Origin of the sequence: Polynucleobacter sp. AP-Latsch-80-C2, from assembly GCF_018882185.1 — a bacterium.
Lineage (GTDB): Bacteria > Pseudomonadota > Gammaproteobacteria > Burkholderiales > Burkholderiaceae > Polynucleobacter.
On sequence record NZ_JACVOY010000002.1, the window covers coordinates 191,641 to 214,101 of the forward strand.

Here is a 22,461-nt window from a genome sequence, read left to right on the forward strand (position 1 = left end):
TTTTAAGCATTCATTTTCCAGTCGTAGTCGACTGTGAGTGGCGCATGGTCTGAGAAGCGTTCGTCTTTATAGACGGCGGTTTTCTTGGCGGTGCTACCTATACCGGGAGTGCTAATGTGATAGTCAATACGCCACCCAACATTTTTTGCGTAGGCCTGGCCACGATTGCTCCACCAGGTATAGCAAGACTCGGTTGCTTTGGGTTCTAACGCACGATACACATCTACATAACCGACCTTATCAAATAGATTGGTAAGCCAGGCGCGCTCTTCTGGAAGAAAGCCTGAGTTCTTCAGATTCCCTTTCCAGTTTTTTAGATCAATTTCTTGATGGGCAATATTGACGTCACCGCACAGAATAATTTCACGTCCGGATTTTTTGAGTTTGACTAAGTGAGGCAAAAAACTATCGAGATAGCGATATTTAGCTTCCTGCCTCTCGGGTGAGCTCGATCCTGAAGGCATGTATACAGAGATCACTGAGAGCCCTTTAAAGCGGGCCTCTACATAACGACCCTCAGCATCAAACTCCTCGTCTCCATAGCCATAAAGGACTTCATCGGGCTTGTGTGGGGTATAGATGCCACATCCGCTGTAGCCCTTTTTCTCCGCATGGTGAAAAAAGCCATGCATTCCATCGGGATTCAGAATGGCGTCTTCTAAGTCATCGCGCTGGGCTTTGAGCTCTTGCATGCAAATAAAGTCTGCTTTTTGCTTTACAGCCCATGGCAGGAAGCCTTTTTTAACTGCGGAACGGATACCGTTGAGGTTCGCGGAAATGATGCGTAACATGTAGGCCTATGAGCTCAAAAAATTCTAATCAAGATAACTTTATTCGTTTTGCCTTAGAGGCAAAGGTTTTGTCGTTTGGGGAGTTTAAAACTAAAGCTGGACGACTTTCACCTTATTTCTTTAATGCCGGCGGTTTTAACGATGGTGCGCGATTAAGTGCCTTGGGCCGTTATTACGCCAACGCTTTAAAAGAATCCAAGATTGCATTCGATATGCTTTATGGCCCTGCCTACAAAGGCATTACTTTGGCGGCCGCTACAGCGATCGCATTGGCAGACAGCGGTACTAATGTGCCTTATGCCTATAACCGCAAGGAAGCCAAAGACCATGGCGAGGGCGGTTCACTTGTTGGGGCTTCAGTAAAAGGCAGGGTAGTGATTATTGATGATGTGATTTCTGCTGGAACATCTGTGCGGGAATCGGTCGACCTGATTCGGGGTGCAGGTGCAGAGCCTGCAGCCGTATTGATTGCCTTGGATCGTATGGAGCGCTCTGGCAATGCTACTGAGGTGGGTGAGAAGTCTGCAGTGCAGGCTGTAGAAGAAGAGTTTGGTCTGCCGGTGATCGCCATTGCGAACTTGGCTGACTTGATGTCATTTTTGACGGCCTCTAGCGATACGGAGTTAACTGCTTATCTTCCTGCAGTAAAAGTCTACCGCGAGAAGTACGGTATTTAAATTACCGTTTCACCTTCGAAGACTGTAATCGCAGGACCGGTCATGATGACAGGTTGCGCTACGTCATCAATCATGCCAGCCCAAGCTATTTGCAGATCTCCGCCACGGGTATGTACGGTGACTGGTGAATCTAATAAGGCGCGGCGAATGCCTGACACTACTGCTGCACAAGCGCCAGTGCCACAAGCTAAAGTTTCTCCAGCACCACGCTCAAATACGCGCAACTGAATTTCATTGCGATTGATTACTTGCATATAACCAGCATTTACTTTGTTTGGAAAAGCTGGATGACTTTCAATCGATGGCCCTTCCTCTAGAACGGGGGCGCTATCGACATCAGCAACTACTTGAACAGCATGGGGATTGCCCATCGAAAGAACGCCAACCCAGTCATCATGTTCTGCTGGAGCATTCAGTGCCAGGGCATAGAGCGTTTCATGGAATTCTTGCAGGCTTGGTAGTCCATCGGGCTTGAATGGAACCAGTGCAGGTTCAAAAATTGGTGCGCCCATATTCACCTCTACCTGACCATCAGCTTGGGAGGTGAGAGTGAGTACGGTGTGGGCTACTTCAACCCGCAGTGGATTTTTATTCGATAGTCCGTGATCTAAAACATAGCGCACAAAACAACGTGAACCATTGCCACATTGCTCTACTTCTCCACCATCGGCATTAAAGATGCGATAACGAAAATCGGCATCTGGGCGGGTTGCTTTTTCAACCAACAGAATTTGATCGGCACCAATACCAAATTGACGATGGGCTAAGGCTTGCCATTGCTCACGCGTGATGCTACTCAGGTCTTGATCAATCCCATTGAGCACAATGAAATCATTACCAGCACCATGCATTTTGGTGAAGCGAATTTTGCGTGCCATCGTTGAAGTTGTACTCAAAAGATTTCCGTTTACTTGTAAAGACTGGGTTCACCAGGCGGTCTGTGTTTGAAGCGTTTATGTACCCAATAGTACTCTGCCGGTCTTTGACGAACAAGTTCTTCGATGTAGCCATTTAATCGCGCAGTATCTTTTTCCACATCATCGCTTGGAAAATTTGGAAGCGGTTCGCTGATGTTGCAGGTATAGCCTTTACCATCTTTGTTAAGAGTGGTGGTCATTAAACACACCTCAGCACCACTGAGTCTAGCTAAGCGCGACACGGATGTGATGGTATTGGTTTGAATACCAAAGAAAGGGACAAAAATAGAGTCCCGTGGCCCTAAATCAATATCAGGCGCAATAAAAATAAAGTTCCCCGTCTGAATTTCACGAATCAAATCTCGCAAACGACTTTGTCTTTCAATGGATTTGCCGCCAAAGCGATTGCGCCATTCAATCATTTTTTGATTGAAGAAGGGGTTCTTCATATTCTGATACAGGCCTGCTCCACGGGGCCAGTCATATTGGCTGGCTAATACTGAGAGTGCCATGAAGCCACCTTCAAGCCCAACAAAATGGGGGTTGATGAGCAAGCGTGGTTTGCGATCCCCCAAAGTAATGGCTGAATTAATCGATACGATATCTGTAATTTGCTTACCACTGCCGAGCCAGATGCGACTTCTTTCAATGACGCTGCGGCCAAATAATTTCCAGTGCTCTAGAGCAAGTGCATCAATTTCTTTTTCATTTAGCTTGGGAAAGCACAAACGCAAATTCGTTTTGACAACTTGGGCGCGATCACTGGGTAAATGTGCGGCAAGCCATCCCAGTCCATATCCCGCTCGGACGGTAAGGCTATATGGTAGAAAAGCAAAAAGGCGCAGGAGACTGAGCGCTAAAAAATTGAAGAGGTTATGTAACCAGGTCATTCTAAAAATGATAATGAGTTAATTAGCTCTTGGGTGGCAATTCTGCACCAGCTGGATGCTTATAGCGGTTATAGGACCAGATAAATTGTTCGGGCGCCACCAAGACGGCGTTCTCAATCGCTACATTGAGTTCAGCAGCACTAATGGTGGCATCTTCAGATAACGGCGAGAGTCGGGTGGCTTGCATCAACCAACCCTTGCCTAGGCCTTTACGTTTGGCGGTAAACATCACGACTGGCGTGTTGTTACGGTTCGCTAAACGTGCCGGTAGCGGCGTGGTGTATGCAGGGCGACCAAAGAATGGCACCCAGACTCCTTCGCCGCCGCTGGGAACTTGATCCGGAAGAATACCAATAGCCTCACCCCGAGTCAGCGCACGAGTCATTTGACGAACACCGTGTAGGTTGGTTGGCACGAAATGCATATTGGGATAGGCACGCCCCTCTTCTACAACCTCATTGAGCCATGCTTGGCGTGAAGGGCGGTACAGGATCGTGGCTGGAAAATGTTGTGCCAAAACGCGGGGAATAATTTCAAAGCCACCGAGATGGGGCGTCAACATCACCAAGCCATGACCTTCGTTAATGGCGGTCTCCACTACATCCCAGTTTTGTACCTCAACCAAAGTAAGGGCTTTTTGGGGATTTCGCCAAATCCATAAACTATCTGAAAACAGCATTCCAGAGGCCCTAATAGCAGCCCATAACTTAAGGGGAAGATTTCTGGATTCGACTACAGCCTCGTACTGCGGGCGGAAGAGGCTGCGGTATTGCTTAGATCCTACATAGGCCAGCAAGCCCATAGAGGCCCCAAAAAGCTGAGCTACTGTAAGGGGCAGCGCGGCAATAGCGTTAAGACTAAGTTTTAGAAGGGGTTTTCGCACCCCCTAATGATATTCAATGCTGCCGTAAGGGCCAAATTTGATTTGATCTTGGTGAATTTGATGTTTTTCAGATAAAATTCATCTATCGCTGAGTTAAGACAACTTGCAGGGCGATTCATAAATTCTGCTAAAGCGTCGCCGTTGTAGTTCCTGGCACGTCGAGTTGTCCCATAGATCGTGTTAATTTTATAAGGAATATGCAATGGCAAACGATTACTTCTTTACCTCAGAGTCCGTTTCTGAAGGTCACCCCGATAAAGTAGCAGACCAAATTTCTGATTCCATCTTGGACGCCATCTTGGCCCAGGATCCAACGGCACGTGTTGCTGCAGAAACTTTGTGTAACACCGGCTTGGTTGTATTGGCCGGAGAAATCACTACCAACGCTAACGTTGACTACATCCAGGTAGCACGTAATACATTGCGTGAAATTGGTTACGACAACACTGCATACGGTATTGATTACAAAGGTTGCGCGGTGCTGGTTGCTTATGACAAACAAAGTCCTGATATTGCCCAAGGCGTTAACAATGCACATGACGATGGGCTTGACCAAGGCGCCGGTGACCAAGGTCTGATGTTTGGCTATGCTTGTGATGAGACCGCAGAACTTATGCCTTTGCCGATTCACCTCTCGCACCGTTTGGTAGAGCGCCAATCTCAGCTGCGCCGCGATGGCCGCCTGAACTGGTTAGGGCCTGATGCGAAGTCTCAAGTGACCATACGTTACGTTGATGGCAAGCCAGACTCAATCGATACTGTTGTGTTGTCAACTCAACACCATGAAGACATTGAACTTGATAAATTGCGCGAAGCCGTAATCGAAGAAATCATCAAACCAGTATTGCCTAAGCATTTGATCAAGGGTGCGATTAACTTCTTGGTAAACCCAACAGGTCGCTTTGTTATCGGCGGTCCACAAGGCGATTGCGGATTAACTGGTCGCAAAATTATTGTGGACACCTACGGTGGTGCTGCTCCTCACGGTGGCGGTGCTTTCTCAGGCAAGGATCCCTCTAAGGTTGACCGCTCTGCTGCTTACGCCGGTCGTTATGTTGCGAAGAACGTGGTTGCTGCAGGTTTAGCAAGCAAGTGCTTAATTCAGATTTCATACGCGATTGGTGTTGCTAAGCCAACGTCTGTGATGGTGAGCACGTTTGGCACTGGCAAAATCTCCGATGAGAAGATTGCTCAGTTGGTATCAGAGCACTTTGACTTGCGTCCAAAAGGTATTGTGAAGATGCTCAATCTCTTGCGCCCGATTTATCGTAAAACTGCTGCTTATGGCCATTTCGGTCGTGAAGAGCCAGAATTTACTTGGGAGCAGACTGATAAAGCGCCAGCATTACGCGCCGCAGCGGGGCTCTAAGCATCAAATATGCAGTATTGAGTTGTACTGAAGCCAAATATGGCGTAATTGTTTACAATTACGCCATACCTTCAAGGAGCGTTGCAAGGAGTGCTGAGACCCAGTACTTCCCCAGGCTTGAAGGGAGTGGACTCCTAAACGGAGTTTGCTAATTGCAACCGCGCTCGCTAACCCATGATTCAATGGCTAGCGAGTTTCTACTCCAGCATTGGATCGTATTTAGCTGGAGCATTAATGAATACCGTTTCTGACTTAAATAACTTTGTAGCAACTCGTTGCGCAATCGCTGATATCTCCTTGGCTGATTTTGGCCGTAAAGAAATCGCGATTGCTGAAACTGAGATGCCTGGCTTGATTGCTATTCGTGACGAATTTGCATCACAGCAGCCATTACGTGGTGCGCGCATTACTGGTTCATTGCACATGACCATTCAAACTGCAGTATTGATCGAGACCCTTGAGGCGCTTGGTGCAGAAGTGCAGTGGGCATCTTGCAATATTTTCTCAACCCAAGATCACGCAGCTGCTGCAATTGCTGCTAACGGCACACCAGTATTTGCCATTAAAGGTGAGACGCTTGAGCAGTATTGGGACTTTACTCACCGTATCTTTGAGTGGGCCGATGGCGGTTACACCAATATGATTTTGGATGACGGTGGCGATGCTACTTTGCTTTTGCATCTCGGTGCGCGCGCAGAAAAAGATCAAGCATGCTTGAATCATCCAACGAGCGAAGAAGAAACCATTTTATTTGCTGCCATTAAGAAAAAATTGGCACAAGATCCAACTTGGTATTCAACACGTTTAGAAAAAGTAAAAGGCGTTACAGAAGAAACAACTACTGGTGTACATCGTCTGTATCAAATGTTTGCCAAGGGTGATCTGAAATTCCCAGCAATTAACGTGAACGACTCAGTAACTAAGAGTAAGTTCGATAACCTCTATGGTTGCCGTGAGTCTTTGGTAGACGCTATTAAGCGTGCTACAGACGTGATGGTTGCTGGTAAGGTAGCAGTAGTTTGTGGATATGGCGACGTGGGTAAAGGTTCAGCCCAAGCCCTGCGTGCCTTATCGGCTCAAGTTTGGGTAACTGAGGTTGATCCAATTTGCGCATTGCAGGCTGCTATGGAAGGTTACCGTGTTGTTACGATGGATTACGCTGCTGACAAAGCAGACATCTTTGTATCGGCAACAGGTAACTACCATGTGATCACGCATGATCATATGGCGAAGATGAAGAATCAAGCGATTGTTTGTAACATTGGCCACTTTGATAACGAGATCGATGTTGCCGGTATTGAAAAATACAAGTGGGAAGAGATCAAGCCACAAGTGGACCATGTGATTTTCCCGGCAGCAAACGGTAAGCCAGAGAAGCGCATCATCATTTTGGCTAAGGGTCGTTTAGTGAACTTAGGTTGCGGTACAGGCCACCCTTCTTACGTGATGAGCTCATCATTTGCAAACCAAGTGATCGCACAAATCGAATTGTGGAATGCTGTTGGCACCAATAAATACCCAATCGGTGTTTACACATTGCCTAAGTACTTGGACGAAAAAGTAGCTCGCTTGCAATTGAAGACTTTGAATGCTGAGTTAACAGTGTTGTCTGATCAGCAGGCTTCTTATATTGGCGTAACGAAGGAAGGCCCATACAAGGCTGACCACTATCGTTATTAATCCACTAAGAAAGACAGGCCTAAGATCATGGAATTAAGTGTCGAATTTTTCCCACCAAAGACACCTGAAGGTGAGAAGAAGTTGCATCTCGTGCGTGAGCGTTTGAGTGAGACCCTCAAGCCCTCGTTTTATTCCGTGACCTTTGGTGCCGGTGGCTCTACTCAGTCTGGCACATTAAAGGTGGTGAGCGATATTCATGCGGCGGGAGCCGCAGTAGCGCCTCACTTATCTTGTGTTGGTAGTTCTCGTGAGAGCGTTCGTGAAATGCTGCAGCAGTACAAGGCGTTGGGCGTAAAACGGATTGTCGCGCTGCGGGGCGATTTGCCTTCTGGCATGGGACAGTATGGCGAGTTTCATCATGCCAATGAGTTGGTGGAATTTATTCGTACCGAGACTGGCGACTGGTTTCATATTGATGTTGCTGCTTATCCGGAAACACATCCTCAGGCTAAATCACCAGCCAATGATGTGGACTTCTTTGTACAAAAAATGAAGGCTGGTGCAAATTCTGCAGTCACTCAGTATTTTTATAACAGTGATGCTTATTTTCGTTTTGTCGATGAGGCTTATGACTTGGGGGTAACACAGCCAGTCATTGCCGGCATCATGCCCATTACCAATAGCACTCAGCTGCTACGCTTCTCAGATACTTGTGGGGCTGAGATCCCTCGCTGGATTCGTCTGCGTTTGCAGTCTTATGGCGACGATATTGCGTCTATTCGTGCATTTGGTGAAGAGGTAGTTACAGATTTATGTGACCAGCTCTTAACTGCAGGTGCTCCTGGATTGCATTTCTACTCTTTAAATCAGGCCGATGCTGTTTTAGCGATCGCCGATAACTTAGATTTAACCAAAAACGCCTGATTCAGTAACCAGAATATCGAGTGGTTCATCATGCGTTTGCGCCGACCACTGAGCATCATCTAGTTTTTGCCAATCAAAGGCAATCCCGATGCAAATCAGGTTTGGCTTATTTTTTCTCAATTGCGCCAAGGTGCGATCAAAGTATCCGCCGCCATAACCAAGGCGCCAGTAGTGCGTTTTGGAGCCAGTGTTCGACTTAGACCAGCCTACACAAGGAATCAATATGCAGTCTGGGGTAATCACGGGTCTTTGAGGATTGCTTGGATCAGGCTCTGGTACGCCGTGCTGACTAGGGGTGAGGCGATCACCGGCTTGCCATTGATAAAAATCTAGATGTTTGTCAGGGCGCGCAAAAGGTAGCGCTAATTGTCTGCCTGAATCTGAATTCACCCACCCTAATAAGGCAGTTCGTAAATCCACTTCATCCTGAATAGGCCAGTAAAGGGCGATTGACTGGATCAAATTGCCATCACCAACCAAGAAATCATTTAGTTTTGTAATCAGGTTTTCTGTTGCTAGGGCGTGATTTTCCCCGGCTGCAAATTCTTTGCGTTGTCTTAACAAATCCTGCCTAAGCGTTTTTGGCGAATTACCGTGCATATCCATGATTATCGGGCGAAAATTAAAAGATATAGTAAGTACCTTAACATCAAGTAAATATGCATAGGGTTAGATAGTGAATATGAAGTCTGCTATTCGGAAAAGCAAATGTCATCAGGCAATCGGAATCTTTATTTTGGGGTTCTCTTTAAGCCTATCTCATGCCTTTGCTGAAAAAACAAAAAAGCCTAAGTTGCCGAAGTCTTATGAGAGCAAAGTAGCGCCACCCGAAATTACAGATGCAGATCGCATGTTCATTGATTTGCGCGAAGCTGCCAAAAAAAATGACGTGTTTCGGACCCAACAACTTGCAGGAAATCTCGCCAACTATCCCTTTGATGATTATGTAGCGTATTTTCGGATTAAGCCCCAGCTGTTTGATGGTGCCGGTGGTCCGAGAGGCGACTACAGCGCTGATGCGCAGGTTGTGGCTTTCTTAAATCAATATCAAGGCACCGCTTTAGCGGATCGTATGCGTAATGACTGGCTCTTGGTTTTGGGTAAACGAAAAGATTGGTCGCGCTTTGACATGGAGTACGCCAAGTTTGTATTGGATGACGATACTCAGGTGAAGTGTTATGCACTCCTTTCAAAATTATCCCAAGGCGAAAATCCAACGAAATTAGCCATAGATTCGCGCGCCGTGTTATTGGACCCTAGTTATTTTGGTCAGGCTTGCCAAGAGTTAGTTCCTTCTTTGGTGGCTGCTGGCGGAATGACGCCTAGTGAGGCTAAAGCGATTGGGCGAGCTGCAAATGAAAAGGGATACGACACCATGGCTAGGCGTCTTGGCGGAGAAGATCCTATTGCAGAAATTGTGAAGGCTGCAAAAGCAGATCCTGCTAAGGCATATAAGGACTTCTCACAAAATGCTTCGCGTTACAGCAAAGAGAATCAAGCGGTAGCATGGGGTGTTATCGGCCAATTTTTGGCCAAGAAGCTCGATTCAAATGCAGATGATGCCTATCGCATGCAGCAGGAGCTCGGGTACAACGAATTGCTTTCAGCAGAGAGTCAAGAGTGGAAAGTGCGAGCAGGCCTACGCGCTAAAGATTGGGCTTTGGTGAAAAACGCTATTGAGGGCATGAACCCTGCAGTGCGAAGCCGTGATCCTGCCTGGACTTACTGGTATGGACGTTCACTTAAGGCGGATGGACAAGATGTCAAAGCGAAAGAAACTTATGAGCTCATTGATGATCAATACAATTTTTATGGTCAGCTTGCTCGTGAGGAGTTGGGTAAACCCAATCATGCGCCTGCGCGCACCAAAGTGAGCGATCAAGAGATTGATGCGATGGCAAGTCGCAAAGGCTTTATTAGAGGTGAAAAGCTCTATTCAATGAATTTGCGCTTTGAGGGTAATCGCGAGTGGAATTGGGAACTGCGGAATATGTCTGATAAGCAATTGCTTGCTGCAGCTGAATACGCCAAGCGAATCAATTTGTACGATCGCGTTGTGAATACGGCTGATCGTACAAAACAAGAGCATGACTTTAGCTTGCGCTATCCAACCCCCTTTCGAGATGAGCTTTCTCCAATCGCACGACAGATTGATTTAAATCTGGCTTGGGCTTATGGCTTGATACGTCAAGAATCACGCTTCATTATGAATGCCGCCTCTTCAGTTGGGGCCTCTGGCCTGATGCAGGTGATGCCGAATACTGCCAAGTATGTCGCTAAAAAAATTGGCATGACAAATTACACTAACGACAAGTTAAGCGACACCAATACTAATTTGATTCTTGGTAGTAATTATCTCAATATGGTTCTGATTGATTTAGATGGCTCATGGGTTTTGGCTTCAGCAGCCTACAATGCCGGCCCTTCTCGATCAAAGCTCTGGCGTGAAAAGCTGACGAGCCCCACTGAGGGTGCTATTTTTGCTGAAACGATTCCTTTTACAGAAACACGTGTTTATGTAAAGAATGTTTTATCGAATGCCAATTACTATTCATCTGTTATTAGTGGACAAACACAATCCTTGAAGCAGCGCCTTGGGGTCATTGCTCCGAAGGCGGCTACTCAAACAGAATTACCATAAGCATTCATAAAGGGCCTCACATGAAATACGACATTCTTCTCATTGGTGGTAACGGTTTTGTCGGTCGTGTTCTAGCGGCTCAATTGCAGTCAGCGGGCTATTCGGTGCTGATACCTACTGGACATCTGGCGGCGGCCCGTGAGTTGCGAATGCTGCCAAAGGTACATCTAGAAGAGGCAGATGTTCATGAATTTGATGAGCTACAAGCCTTGTGCTCGCGCATTCATCCAGCAGGAGCTGTGATTAACTTGGTTGGTGTATTGCATGACAAGCCAGCACAGCCTTACGGAACAGTATTTAAAGCTGCGCACGTAGAATTGCCAAAAAATATTATTACCGCAATGCAAATGCACGGACTAAAACGTTATTTGCATATGAGTGCTTTGGGTGCAGCCTCAAATGGCCCATCCATGTATCAACGCAGCAAGGGCGATGGAGAGGCGGCTGTTAAGGCAAGCAATTTAGATTGGACTATTTTTAGACCTTCAGTCATTTTTGGTGCACAAGATCAATTTATTAATCTCTTTGCGAAGTTGACGAAGTTATTTCCGGTATTGCCATTAGCCAATTGCAATGCCCAATTTCAACCTGTTAGTGTTGATGATGTAGCGACTGCATTTTCAATGTCACTGAAAATGCCACAAACTATTCGTCAATCTTATGATTTGGTGGGCACTACTGTGTACACCATGCAAGAAATTGTAGAGTTGGCAAAACGCAAAGTAGGTGCCTCTTGTAAGATTATTCCCGTGCCAGCATTTGTAGGGTATTTGCAGGCGCTCGCCTTTGAATTTTTGCCAGGCCCTACTTTGATGTCGCGTGACAATATTGCATCGATGCAAATCCCGAATGTATTGCCTGCAGGATCTCCAGATGCCCTCGTAGAGACTTTTAAGATGAGCCGTCGCAGCCTAGAAGGCATGCGGTCATGAAGGTGTATGCCGTTGGCGGAGCCATTCGGGATACCCTCATGGGGTTGCCGGTGAATGACGTTGACTATGTCGTGGTGGGGTCCAGTATTGAGGAGATGCTTGCTCAAGGGTTTCGTCCTGTAGGTAAAGATTTCCCGGTATTTCTGCATCCAGAAACTCAGGCTGAATATGCGCTTGCCCGCACTGAGCGAAAAACGGGTACTGGCTATAAAGGCTTTCATTTTTATGCTGATCCAACGGTGAGCTTAGAAGAGGATTTGCAGCGTCGCGATTTAACGATTAATGCCATGGCGCAAGAGGTGGGTCCAGATGGTAAATGGTTTGGCCCGATTATTGATCCCTATAACGGACAAGCAGATTTGGCGGCTAAGGTATTTCGTCATGTATCAGATGCTTTTGCTGAAGACCCCTTACGCTTATTGCGCATTGCACGCTTTGCTGCTCGCTTTCCAGAATTTTCAGTAGCCGATGAAACCCTCTTTGCGCTTAAGGCAATAGTTCAATCGGGTGAATTAAGTGCGCTATCTGCAGAACGCGTTTGGCAAGAGCTCGCAAGAGGTTTAGTGGCTAGTAAGCCAATGCATATGTTTCAGGTATTGCTCAATACTGGGGCTGCCCAAGTGTTATTACCATCAAATCTAACAGCCAATCTTGCTGAAGAAGTTTTTCGTGAGCAGTTAATCGCGAATTTCGAATTGGCAGGAGCAAACTTAGATGAGCGCTGCGCTATTACCTTGATGGACCTATCAGCAAGCTCAATTCGTTCTTGGGCTGATGCTGTTCGTATGCCGATCGAAGTGCGTGACTTTAGTGAAATCTTTAGTGATCTGAATCTGCTCGTTAAGCGTTCCACCAATGGTATTTATCAAGCGGTGGTGGTATTGGCTTGGTTTAACCGAGCTGATGTCTGGCGCAAGCCTGATAGGGCGCAAGAGATTTTGAGTCTTGCTCAAAAAATAGGATTTCAAGTGTCTGCTTTAATTCTGGCAATGCGAAACGCGCAGGCATTAAATACTGCAGATATTATTGCCGGCGTTGAAGCGCAAGATCGCTCAAATGGTGAGCGTATTGGTGGTGCATTTGAGTCAGCAAGATTGGCAGCAATCACAGCTGCGCTCAATTAGATCTTTAGAGTCTGTTTCTGCCTCGTAGGCCCGGCAGGTCTTCCAAGGCATATCCGGGCAAGATGGCATTGAGATTCTTAGAAAATGCAAAGACCTTAAACAATTCACCCATCTCTGCTTCGGATAATAATTTTTGTAATGCGTTAGAAATGGGTAGAAATGTTTCTGGATTACTTGGGTCGCCGATATCTAGAGCGACATCTCCAATGCCGGCATCTAGTAAGTAGCCAGCTTGATTGGAGAGATAAACGTCATCTACATGCTCAGCAAGTGCGCTACGTGCAATTTGTGACCACTCCACATGGGTGGTTAAATCACATAGGCCGGGCAAGTAAAACGGATCTTGAATTGCATGATGGCGATGATGCGCCATCAGGGTTCCTTCGAGTCTTTGCGGGTGGTAGTACTCACTTTCGGGAAAGCCATAATCGAAAGTTAAAAATAAACCCGCCTCTAAATTTTTTGCCACTTGATGCATCCAAGCATTGGCAGGGATATGTAATTCTGTGACATAGCCTTCAGAAAAATTTCCACCCAATAGACTTTCAGATAATAAATTTTGCTCTACGGGCTTGCCCGCTTTCCATGCAAATTTCCCATCTTCAAAAATAACGCCATGCCAATACCAAAACCCATTTTGAAAAATGATGGCATCACAGGGGATGGCGTCAATCACTTCGTTAGCCAAAATAATGCCCTGGTAATTTTCAGGTAAGGTACTTAGCCATTGGCATTGTGTTGACGCTCCAGTATCAGCAAGCGTTTTATCTAAGAGCTCTTTTTGGCGTTGAGCTAGATCCGGTGAAATTTCAATAATGTCGTAACGGTCTAATGAAAAACCAAGCTCATTCAAGCGGGTCACAATGGATTGCGCTAACTTCCCAGTGCCTGCGCCAAACTCCAAAATCTGGGTGGATAAACCTTTTGCCTGCAGACCCTCTAGTACTGGCAAGAGTGTTGAGCAGATGGCGGCACCAAAGAGGGGGCTGAGTTCGGGTGAGGTGGTGAAGTCGCCACCAGCCCCCAGTTTGTGAGCCCCAGCGCTGTAGTAACCCATCCCAGGCTCGTAGAGGGCCATCTCCATATAACGTGAAAAAGCCATCCAGCCGCCTTCTGAGGCGATTTGGGAGGCTATTTTGTCGCTTAGAAGCTGGCTATGCTCCGTTTCAAGGCTGGTCAAGGTAATATCCATAGCTCGCTAGTCTAAGAGAATTTAATTGAACCCGAGTTCAACACCCCCATCCCAGCAAAATAAGGCCGTTTTAGTGACTGGCGCTGCAAAGCGCCTTGGCCGTGAAATTGCCCTAGAGTTCGCACGTCAGGGCTGGGATGTTGCCGTTCATTATGGGCGATCTGAGGCTGATGCCCATGAAACCGTTGCCCAGATTCAAGGTCTTGGACGACAAGCTCAGGCTTTTGCTGCAGACCTAGCAAATGAGGCGGCTATTGCAGCTTTATTTAATGATGTGACTACACAATTTCAGAGCTTGCATTGCTTGGTAAATAGCGCCTCCATCTTTGAATACGATCGCGCCAATTCTGTTAGTCCATTGACCCAAAAAAGTTTGCAAGAGCATATGCAGGTCAATTTGACCGCGCCCATCTTGCTTTCGCAACTCTTGTTTGAATATCAGAAAACGAAAACCGAAAAGTCAGCTGGAGATTCCTTGCCATCGGTTATTCAGTTGCTAGATCAAAAACTGATTAATCTCAACCCAGATTATTTGTCATACACATTATCTAAAGCGGCACTTTCAACTTCTGTAGAAATGCTGGCTTTAGACTTTGCTCCCATTCTGCGTGTTGTGGGTTTAGCCCCAGGCATTTCGCTACCTTCAGGCGACCAAACCAATGAAGGTTTTGCAAGCGCTCATCAAATGACGCCCCTGGGAAAATCCTCTACGCCTCTAGATGTTGCGAAAGCCGCAGTCTATTTAGCCGGAGCAAATGCTGTTACAGGAACGACTTTATATGTAGATGGTGGGCAACATCTTTTGCCGTCTACACGGGATGTCATGTTTAAAACCAATTCATAAGAACAAAAAAGACAATAAATCATGCATGCCATTCTTTCCCACCCCGCCTTAGTTGATTGCCGCCGTTTATTTTTGCAGGACTACGAAATTTATATCAATATCGGTGTTCATGATTTTGAAAAGAAGGCGGAACAACGCGTTATTTTGAATGTGGACTTATACATTCCGCTTGCAATGAACACGCCGACAAATGATCAGCTAGATGAAGTGGTGGACTATGACTTTATGCGTGAAACCATTAAGGCACGGGCTTCCCAAGGCCATATTCATCTACAAGAAACATTTTGTGATGACATCGTTACGGCGATGCTTCTACATCCAAAAGTATTGGCTGCACGCGTGAGTACTGCGAAGCCGGACGTATATCCAGACTGCCATTCGGTCGGGGTTGAAGTTTTTCGTATTAAGCAAGCTTAATTAAGAGCTAAGAAAAGAAGTTAAAGATCATGGGCGATATTCGTAAAGTTATTTTCGAGGAAAACAAGCTTGAGAAAAAACTCTGTCGCTTAGTCGGTCAAGCGATTGGTGACTTTGGCATGATTGAGGATGGCGATAAAGTCATGGTGTGCGTCTCGGGCGGCAAGGATAGTTATGCCATGCTCGATATTCTCTTAAAGTTGCGTGAACGAGCGCCAATCAATTTTGAAGTGGTAGCAGTGAACTTAGATCAGAAGCAGCCTAATTTTCCTGCAGAAATTCTCCCAAATTATTTAAAGGGTTTAGGAGTTCAATATCACATTGAAGAGCAAGATACCTACAGCATTGTGAAGCGCGTCATTCCAGAAGGTAAGACAACTTGCGGATTGTGTTCCCGTTTGCGTCGAGGAATTTTGTATCGTGTTGCCGATGAGTTGGGTGCAACCAAAATTGCCCTAGGCCACCATCGTGATGACATTCTTGAGACGCTCATGCTCAATATGTTTTTTGCTGGAAAATTAAAAGGCATGCCGCCTAAATTACGCTCTGATGATGGGAAGCATATCGTCATCCGACCTATGGCTTATGTTCCTGAAAAGTTATTAGAGCGCTATGCGGCAGATATGAGTTTCCCGATTATTCCTTGCGATCTATGTGGCAGCCAGCCAAATTTACAGCGTCAGACGATGAAGCAGATGCTGCGAGATTGGGAGAAGCAATTCCCTGGCCGGGTTGAGAATCTCTTTAGATCCATGCATCACATTGTGCCGTCCCATTTAATGGATGGTGAAGCCTTTGACTTCCAAAATTTAGAGATTTCTACCCAGTTGTCTGGGATTGCCGCTAGATCTTCTGGGGACAAGGCAATTGATGAGGCCGAATTAGATGAGTTAGCCTGTGGAACCCTCATTCAGGGGACTTATAATCCCCCTTTATGAATATCGTCATATTGGCTGCGGGGCAAGGAAAGCGGATGAAATCCGCTTTGCCCAAGGTTCTGCAAACTTTGGCAGGAAAACCCCTTCTTCAGCATGTATTGAGTACTGCCTTAGACCTCCAAGGTAAAGCATCAAAAAACGGCCCTATTGTTGTTGTAGGACATGGTGCTGCAGATGTAAAAGAATTCTTGGCTAATACCAGCCAGACAAACCCTGCCTTTGGCAAAGTGAGCACGGCGCTGCAAGCCGAACAAAAAGGCACAGGCCACGCATTGCTGCAAGCGCTCCCAAAATTAGATATTCAAGAGCCAACTTTGGTTCTGTACGGAGATGTGCCGCTTACTAGCAAAAAAACTTTGAGTAAGTTAGCAAAGTTAGCCGATGGTGTGCGCGGTAAAGATTGTGCATTGGCACTATTGACTCAGAACTTAAGCAATCCAACGGGTTATGGCCGTATCGTGCGCGACGCTGATGGTTCAGTGCAAGAGATTGTCGAAGAAAAAGATGCAACGCTTGTACAAAAGGCAATTCAAGAAATTAATACCGGCATCATGGTGCTGCCAACTAATTCTCTAAAGAAATGGTTAAAGGCTTTACGTTCTAGTAATGCACAAGGCGAGTACTATTTAACGGATGTGATTGCGATGGCTGTAAAAGATGGCGTGCCTATTCGCACTACTCAAGCTGATGATGAATTTGAAACGGTTGGCGTTAATAGTCGCGATCAATTGGCTGCGCTTGAGCGAGTACATCAACTAAATATTTCTCAGCAATTAATGGATGCGGGTGTATCACTTGCAGATCCAGCACGCATAGATGTGCGCGGTACGCTCGTATGTGGCGCAGACGTATTCATCGATGTGGGTTGCGTTTTTGAAGGTGCAGTAACCCTGGCCGCTGGCACAAAGATTGGCCCTTATTGCGTAGTGCGTAATAGCGCGATTGGTAAAGGTGTAGCGGTACACGCTTATAGCCATTTAGATGGCGCTAAAGTTGGCAATCAATCCGTCATTGGTCCTTATGCGCGTCTACGACCTGGCGCTGATTTAGCAAATGATGTTCATATTGGTAACTTCGTCGAAGTGAAGAACAGCAAGATTGCTGCGAATAGCAAAGCCAATCATCTCGCTTACGTAGGTGATGCAATCGTAGGCTCCAGAGTCAATATTGGCGCTGGTACGATTACTTGTAATTACGATGGTGTCAATAAACATCAAACCATTATTGAAGATGATGTCTTTATTGGGTCAGATACACAATTAGTTGCTCCGGTCCGTGTAGGACGCGGTGCTACGCTTGGTGCAGGTACGACGCTGACAAAAGATGCGCCGCCAAATCAACTGACCGTATCTCGAGCCAAACAAGTTTCATTGCAGTGGCAACGTCCCGTGAAGAAAGTTCAAAAGACTGCAGTAAAAAAAGTGGCCAGAAAAAAAGTGGCTACTAAGAAATCTGCACCTAAATCCACAAAGGGTAAAAAATAATGTGTGGCATTGTTGGTGCGGCATCGCATAAAAATATCGTGGATGTTTTGGTAGAAGGCTTACGTCGTCTGGAGTACCGGGGGTATGACTCTTGTGGCTTTGCGGTGATTAATGCCGATGATGCTAAGCACCCCATTGAGCGTGCACGAACTACTGCAAGAGTTTCAGAGTTGGCAGAGCAGGGTAAGGAATTTCATGGCACTTTAGGTATTGCGCATACTCGCTGGGCTACTCACGGTAAGCCTGATACGCAAAATGCACATCCCCATACTTCTAATGGACTCATTGCGGTTGTGCATAACGGCATTATTGAGAACTACGAAACACTTCGTACTGAATTGAAAGCGGCTGGTTATGAATTTACTTCTGAAACAGATACGGAGGTGATCGCGCATTTAATTCACCAAGCGTATGTTGCGCAAGACAAACAAGATCTACCTGCCGCAGTACGCTCTGTTCTCCCACAGTTACATGGCGCTTATGCCATTGGTGTGATTGCACAAGATAGCCCACAGACTTTGGTTGGCGCACGCGTAGGATCACCCTTAGTTGTGGCGCTTGGTGAACATGAAAACTTTTTGGCATCCGATGCGCTGGCATTAGCAGGACGTTCGCAAGCCATGATGTATTTAGAAGAGGGCGATGTTGCTATCTTGCAAGCCGATAGCGTACAAATTATTGATCAGAGCGGTAGCGTTGTTCAAAGAGATCGTAAGGCCATGCCTGCCCAAGCAGACTCAGTGGATCTAGGCCCTTATCAGCATTACATGCAAAAAGAAATCTTTGAGCAGCCCAGGGCGATTGGCGACACCTTAGCCAATATCACCTCCTTTGGCCCTGAATTATTTGAGGCCGACCCTGAAGCGTGGAAAGCATTCGATCAAATTTTGATCTTGGCATGTGGCACTAGCTATTACTCAGCTTGCGTTGCTAAATACTGGCTTGAAGATATTGCTGGCATTCCGACGCAAGTGGAAATTGCAAGTGAATATCGTTATCGCACGACGGTACCAAATCCTAAAACCTTAATTGTGGTGGTTTCGCAATCTGGTGAAACTGCTGATACCTTGGCGGCACTGCGGCACGCCAAAGCTTTGGGTCACCCTTATACCTTGGCTATTTGTAACGTAGCAAGTAGCGCCATGGTTCGTGAAACAGGTTGGCATTTCTTGACCAAGGCTGGAGCAGAGATTGGCGTTGCTTCAACTAAGGCATTTACGACTCAGTTACTGGCCCTATATCTTTTGGCAGTTTCTGTTGCTAAGCGCTCGGGAAGAATTTCTGCGGAAAAAGAAAAAGAGTTGCTGCGTGAATTGCGCCACTTACCAAAAGCGCTGCATGCTGTTCTTGCACTTGAGCCACAAATTATTGCGTGGAGCGATGCCTTCTCTAAATGTGAGAATGCTTTGTTCTTAGGTCGTGGTCTGCACTACCCCATTGCCTTAGAAGGCGCATTAAAGCTAAAAGAAATTTCTTATATTCATGCGGAGGCTTATCCAGCCGGTGAGCTCAAGCATGGTCCATTGGCTTTGGTAACTGACAAGATGCCGGTGGTGACAGTTGCACCTAACGATGTGCTCTTAGAAAAACTCAAATCCAATATGCAAGAAGTAAAGGCAAGGGGTGGCAAACTCTACGTTTTTGCAGATCAAGATACGCAGATTGTGAGTAGCGAAGGCATTAACGTCATTCGTCTCCCTGAGCACTACGGCAGCCTCTCACCAATCTTGCATGTAGCACCCCTCCAATTGCTGGCGTATCACACGGCCTGCGCACGGGGCACTGATGTAGACAAGCCCAGAAATTTAGCCAAGAGTGTCACGGTCGAATAATTTTTCTTGGGCTTGACTCTTACTCAGACTTGTGAACAAAATTCACTATAAAAATCAGCGTGTTACAAAGTCATGATTTGAAATCTGTGGTCAAATAACTCTTGTAAAAGAGGATATTTGTTGCAAGCCATGGTTTTTTCTAAAGCACGCCTTCTGTCACGAAATTATTGGTTTCTGCTGATTACTGCAGGACTACTTTCCGCGTGCGCCGTCGGACCAGACTTTAAGCAACCAGATCCTCCAGAAACTTCTAGCTATACCGAATATCCCCTCACGCAAAAACTCACGACAGCTCCAGGTGTGCCTGGCGGTACCGATCAAGAGTTTGTTGAGGGTGCCGATATCGAAGCGCAATGGTGGGAGCTTTATAAATCCCCAGAATTAGATGTGCTCATTAAAAAAGCGCTGCAACAAAATCCTAGTCTAGGTGCTGCTGATGCAGCTCTTCGTGTGGCACAAGAAAATGTGAATGCGCAGATTGGCGGCCAATACTTCCCCGCTATTGGCTTAAATGGCGGAGCTAGTAGACAGCTGCAACCGTCGGCAATCTATGGCCTGCCTTATGGTTCTGATACTTACAATCTATATAACGCCTCAGTAAACGTAACTTATAAGTTGGATGTCTTTGGTGGTGCACGTCGTGCTGTAGAAGGTGCCAGAGCTCAAGCTGAGATTGCACAGTTTCAATTAGAAGGCGCATACCTTTCTTTGACAGCCAATATTGTTACTGGCGCTGTTCGCGAAGCGGCATTGCGAGCGCAGATGCAGGCTACAGAAGAAATTCTGAAGGCTCAAACGAATTTGGCTGAAGTGACTGAAAAGCAATTGGTAATTGGTACGGTCTCTAAAGTGGATGTGACATCGCAAAGAACTTTAGTATCGAATTCTCAAGTAGATTTATTTAATTACGAACGAAATTTAGCGTTCGCCCGTAATCAATTGGCGGTTTTGGTCGGTGAGTTACCTAGCAATGCAAACATCACTCAGTTTGATTTAAGCAAATTAAATTTGCCAGAAAAATTACCCTTATCTGTACCTTCAAACCTTGTACGTCAGCGCCCCGATGTGCGTGCTGCCGAAGCGCAACTCAAATCAACAAATGCATTAGTAGGGGTTGCAACCGCCAACTTATTGCCGCAATTTAATATCACTGGCGCCATTGGTTCAGCTGCTTTAACGAGTGCGGCTTTATTTGGTCCCAATGCAACTTTGTGGTCTATTGCTGGCGGTATCTTTCAACCCCTCTTTCAGGGTGGCCAATTATTAGCGCAACGCCGTGGCGCCATTGCAAACTACGAGCAAGCGGTTTACCAATATCAAGGCACTGTGCTGAAGGCATTTCAAGAAGTTGCCGATGCGCTCCGCGCCCTAGAGACTGGCTCACAAGCATTAAAAGCAGCTTCTGATGCTGAGCGTTATGCCTACGAAACTTTAGATTTGGTTCAGCAGCAGTACAAATTGGGTACAGCAAGTTACTTGGCCGTTTTGTATTACCAAAATCAATATCAATTAGCTAAGGTGAAATCCGTTTCTGCTCAAGCAACTCGTTTTTCAGATACCGCAGCATTATTTGCAGCACTGGGTGGTGGTTGGTGGAATCGAACTGGCCCTGCCTTTCAACCAAAAGACATAGTGAACAAAGATCAAAATGAAACTTCTGGAAAAAATTAAGACTAAGGTTCTTGCGGCAATAGTTGCCATCTGGGCATGGGTGAAGCTTAAGGCTGAAGATTGGAAGTTGCGAGACAGGGCGCTGGCTACTTGGGCAAAAGTAAAAACCTTTTGGGCTCGCATGGGTGAAAAATGGCGTAATACTAAAGCTCACAAAAAGCTGATGGCGATGGAGCCGCTGCCACGTCGTATGACCATGATGTTGTGCGGTGTCTTCCTCTTATTGGGCTTGATCTTTGGCTTTAATCAACTCAAGACCTTCATGATCAAGCATTTCATTGCTGGTATGGGTCTTCCACCTGCAACGGTTTCTACATTGGTAGTCACAACATCTGAGTGGCAGCCTAAATTAACTAGCGTTGGTAATGTACGTGCTTTTAGAGGTGTTGAGTTAAGCACCGAAGTGGGTGGATTAGTCGCAACGGTCCCGGTGAAATCCGGCCAAGATGTTAAAGAAGGTGATCTGCTCATTAAATTAAATGATGCATCAGATGTTGCTCAATTAAATTCCTTAAAAGCGATGGCTGATTTAGCAAAGGTGATTAATGAACGAGACAGACAGCAGCTAGCAATTCAAGCGATTAGTAAAAACGTATTTGATACTAGTGCAGCAGATGCCAAATCAAAGCAAGCGCAAGTGGAGCAGCAAACCGCTTTAGTGGCCAAGAAAAATCTCAAAGCGCCATTTTCTGGTCGAGTGGGAATTGTTTCTATTAATCCAGGTCAATACGTTAACTCAGGTGATAAGTTGCTGACTCTGCAAACCTTAGATCCTATCTTTGTAGACTTTAATTTGCCACAAAACAATGCAGAGCAAATTCAGGTTGGACAAGAGGTTGAGGTGACTACTGATGCATTTAAAGATGCAAGCTTTACTGGCAAGATCACCGCAGTGAGTCCAAAGGTCGATACCAATACTCGTAATATTCAAGTGGAAGCTCAGCTTGCGAATCCTGACAAGAAAATTCTTCCCGGGATGTTTGCTAACGTGAATATTAAGTTAGGTGATCAAGTGAAGTTGCTGACCCTCCCGCAAACAGCAGTCACTTATAACCCTTATGGCTCGACTGTCTTCTTGGCTAAACCTACTGGCAAGAAGGATAAGCAAGGCAAAGATGCCTTAGAGGCGCAACAAGTCTTTGTGACCACTGGCGCTACACGCGGCGATCAGGTGGCGATTCTCAAAGGTATTGATGAGGGTGCAACAGTGGTTACTAGTGGACAACTTAAGCTGAAAAACGGCACACCATTGATTATTAACAACCAGGTGCAGCCAGCAAATTCACCTAATCCAAAGCCGCAGGAATAAGTAGCT

At 46.2% G+C, this 22,461-nt stretch carries 20 protein-coding genes and 1 riboswitch; of the genes, 14 read left to right on the plus strand and 6 right to left on the minus strand.

Annotated elements, in window-relative coordinates; all coding sequences use genetic code 11:
* Window positions 1–2 precede the first annotated feature (2 nt).
* Entirely contained in the window at window positions 3–791 is a 789-nt protein-coding gene (locus ICN47_RS03420; protein WP_216218459.1) for an exodeoxyribonuclease III, read from the minus strand.
* Window positions 792–799: 8 nt separating this feature from the next.
* Between ICN47_RS03420 and pyrE the strand changes: the two genes are divergently transcribed.
* Entirely contained in the window at window positions 800–1,468 is a 669-nt protein-coding gene (gene pyrE, locus ICN47_RS03425; protein ID WP_216218460.1) for an orotate phosphoribosyltransferase, read from the plus strand.
* On the opposite strand, the gene dapF is transcribed toward pyrE, so the two are convergent.
* From dapF to ICN47_RS03440, 3 genes are read right to left on the minus strand one after another with little or no spacing between them, the layout of a single operon-like run.
* Entirely contained in the window at window positions 1,465–2,346 is an 882-nt protein-coding gene (dapF, locus tag ICN47_RS03430; protein WP_255538919.1) for a diaminopimelate epimerase, read from the minus strand. The two genes, pyrE and dapF, sit on opposite strands and share 4 nt — an antisense overlap.
* Window positions 2,347–2,375: 29 nt before the next feature.
* Window positions 2,376–3,275 carry a lipid A biosynthesis acyltransferase gene (locus tag ICN47_RS03435; protein WP_216218461.1) on the minus strand — a complete coding sequence of 300 codons (900 nt, stop codon included), beginning with the start codon at window positions 3,273–3,275 and terminating at the stop codon, window positions 2,376–2,378.
* 22 nt (window positions 3,276–3,297) lie between these two features.
* Window positions 3,298–4,158, minus strand: a complete 861-nt coding sequence (locus ICN47_RS03440; protein WP_216218462.1) for a lysophospholipid acyltransferase family protein — start codon at window positions 4,156–4,158, stop codon at window positions 3,298–3,300.
* A gap of 202 nt (window positions 4,159–4,360) precedes the next feature.
* On the opposite strand from ICN47_RS03440, the gene metK reads away from it, so the two are divergent.
* From metK to metF, 3 genes are all read left to right on the plus strand, one after another.
* Complete coding sequence (metK, locus tag ICN47_RS03445) at window positions 4,361–5,527, plus strand: methionine adenosyltransferase (protein WP_216218463.1); 1,167 nt, start codon at window positions 4,361–4,363, stop codon at window positions 5,525–5,527.
* 67 nt (window positions 5,528–5,594) lie between these two features.
* Window positions 5,595–5,700, plus strand: a riboswitch (S-adenosyl-L-homocysteine riboswitch).
* Window positions 5,701–5,761: 61 nt separating this feature from the next.
* Entirely contained in the window at window positions 5,762–7,207 is a 1,446-nt protein-coding gene (ahcY, locus tag ICN47_RS03450; RefSeq protein ID WP_216218660.1) for an adenosylhomocysteinase, read from the plus strand.
* 27 nt (window positions 7,208–7,234) lie between these two features.
* A complete protein-coding gene (metF, locus tag ICN47_RS03455) occupies window positions 7,235–8,071 on the plus strand; it encodes a methylenetetrahydrofolate reductase [NAD(P)H] (RefSeq protein ID WP_216218464.1) in 837 nt (278 codons plus the stop codon).
* On the opposite strand, the gene ICN47_RS03460 is transcribed toward metF, so the two are convergent.
* Entirely contained in the window at window positions 8,054–8,671 is a 618-nt protein-coding gene (locus tag ICN47_RS03460) for a 5-formyltetrahydrofolate cyclo-ligase (protein ID WP_255538907.1), read from the minus strand. The two genes, metF and ICN47_RS03460, sit on opposite strands and share 18 nt — an antisense overlap.
* An 82-nt stretch (window positions 8,672–8,753) precedes the next feature.
* Between ICN47_RS03460 and ICN47_RS03465 the strand changes: the two genes are divergently transcribed.
* The 3 genes from ICN47_RS03465 to ICN47_RS03475 are packed head-to-tail and all read left to right on the plus strand — an operon-like array spanning window position 8,754 to window position 12,768.
* Entirely contained in the window at window positions 8,754–10,712 is a 1,959-nt protein-coding gene (locus ICN47_RS03465) for a lytic transglycosylase domain-containing protein (RefSeq protein WP_216218465.1), read from the plus strand.
* A gap of 20 nt (window positions 10,713–10,732) precedes the next feature.
* Entirely contained in the window at window positions 10,733–11,644 is a 912-nt protein-coding gene (locus ICN47_RS03470; protein ID WP_216218466.1) for a complex I NDUFA9 subunit family protein, read from the plus strand.
* Window positions 11,641–12,768, plus strand: a complete 1,128-nt coding sequence (locus ICN47_RS03475; protein ID WP_216218467.1) for a polynucleotide adenylyltransferase — start codon at window positions 11,641–11,643, stop codon at window positions 12,766–12,768. Before ICN47_RS03470 ends, ICN47_RS03475 begins: the two co-directional genes overlap by 4 nt.
* A 4-nt stretch (window positions 12,769–12,772) precedes the next feature.
* Here ICN47_RS03475 and ICN47_RS03480 read toward each other — a convergent pair whose 3' ends face one another.
* Window positions 12,773–13,960, minus strand: coding sequence for a class I SAM-dependent methyltransferase (locus ICN47_RS03480; protein ID WP_216218468.1), 1,188 nt, complete (start codon window positions 13,958–13,960; stop codon window positions 12,773–12,775).
* 25 nt (window positions 13,961–13,985) lie between these two features.
* Here ICN47_RS03480 and ICN47_RS03485 point away from each other — a divergent pair, with 25 nt between their 5' ends.
* From ICN47_RS03485 to ICN47_RS03515, 7 genes are all read left to right on the plus strand, one after another.
* Window positions 13,986–14,804 carry an SDR family oxidoreductase gene (locus tag ICN47_RS03485; protein ID WP_216218469.1) on the plus strand — a complete coding sequence of 273 codons (819 nt, stop codon included), beginning with the start codon at window positions 13,986–13,988 and terminating at the stop codon, window positions 14,802–14,804.
* A gap of 21 nt (window positions 14,805–14,825) precedes the next feature.
* Window positions 14,826–15,221: a dihydroneopterin aldolase gene (locus tag ICN47_RS03490; RefSeq protein ID WP_216218470.1), complete on the plus strand. Its 396-nt coding sequence runs from the start codon at window positions 14,826–14,828 to the stop codon at window positions 15,219–15,221.
* A gap of 29 nt (window positions 15,222–15,250) precedes the next feature.
* Entirely contained in the window at window positions 15,251–16,159 is a 909-nt protein-coding gene (ttcA, locus tag ICN47_RS03495) for a tRNA 2-thiocytidine(32) synthetase TtcA (RefSeq protein ID WP_216218471.1), read from the plus strand.
* Window positions 16,156–17,643 (plus strand): bifunctional UDP-N-acetylglucosamine diphosphorylase/glucosamine-1-phosphate N-acetyltransferase GlmU, encoded by a 1,488-nt coding sequence (glmU, locus tag ICN47_RS03500; RefSeq protein ID WP_216218472.1) that lies wholly within the window; start codon window positions 16,156–16,158, stop codon window positions 17,641–17,643. The genes ttcA and glmU overlap by 4 nt, the downstream gene beginning before the upstream one ends.
* A complete protein-coding gene (glmS, locus tag ICN47_RS03505; RefSeq protein WP_216218473.1) occupies window positions 17,643–19,475 on the plus strand; it encodes a glutamine--fructose-6-phosphate transaminase (isomerizing) in 1,833 nt (610 codons plus the stop codon). The genes glmU and glmS overlap by 1 nt, the downstream gene beginning before the upstream one ends.
* A gap of 129 nt (window positions 19,476–19,604) precedes the next feature.
* Complete coding sequence (locus ICN47_RS03510; RefSeq protein ID WP_216218474.1) at window positions 19,605–21,146, plus strand: efflux transporter outer membrane subunit; 1,542 nt, start codon at window positions 19,605–19,607, stop codon at window positions 21,144–21,146.
* A complete protein-coding gene (locus ICN47_RS03515; protein ID WP_255538908.1) occupies window positions 21,124–22,455 on the plus strand; it encodes an efflux RND transporter periplasmic adaptor subunit in 1,332 nt (443 codons plus the stop codon). The genes ICN47_RS03510 and ICN47_RS03515 overlap by 23 nt, the downstream gene beginning before the upstream one ends.
* Window positions 22,456–22,461 lie beyond the last annotated feature (6 nt).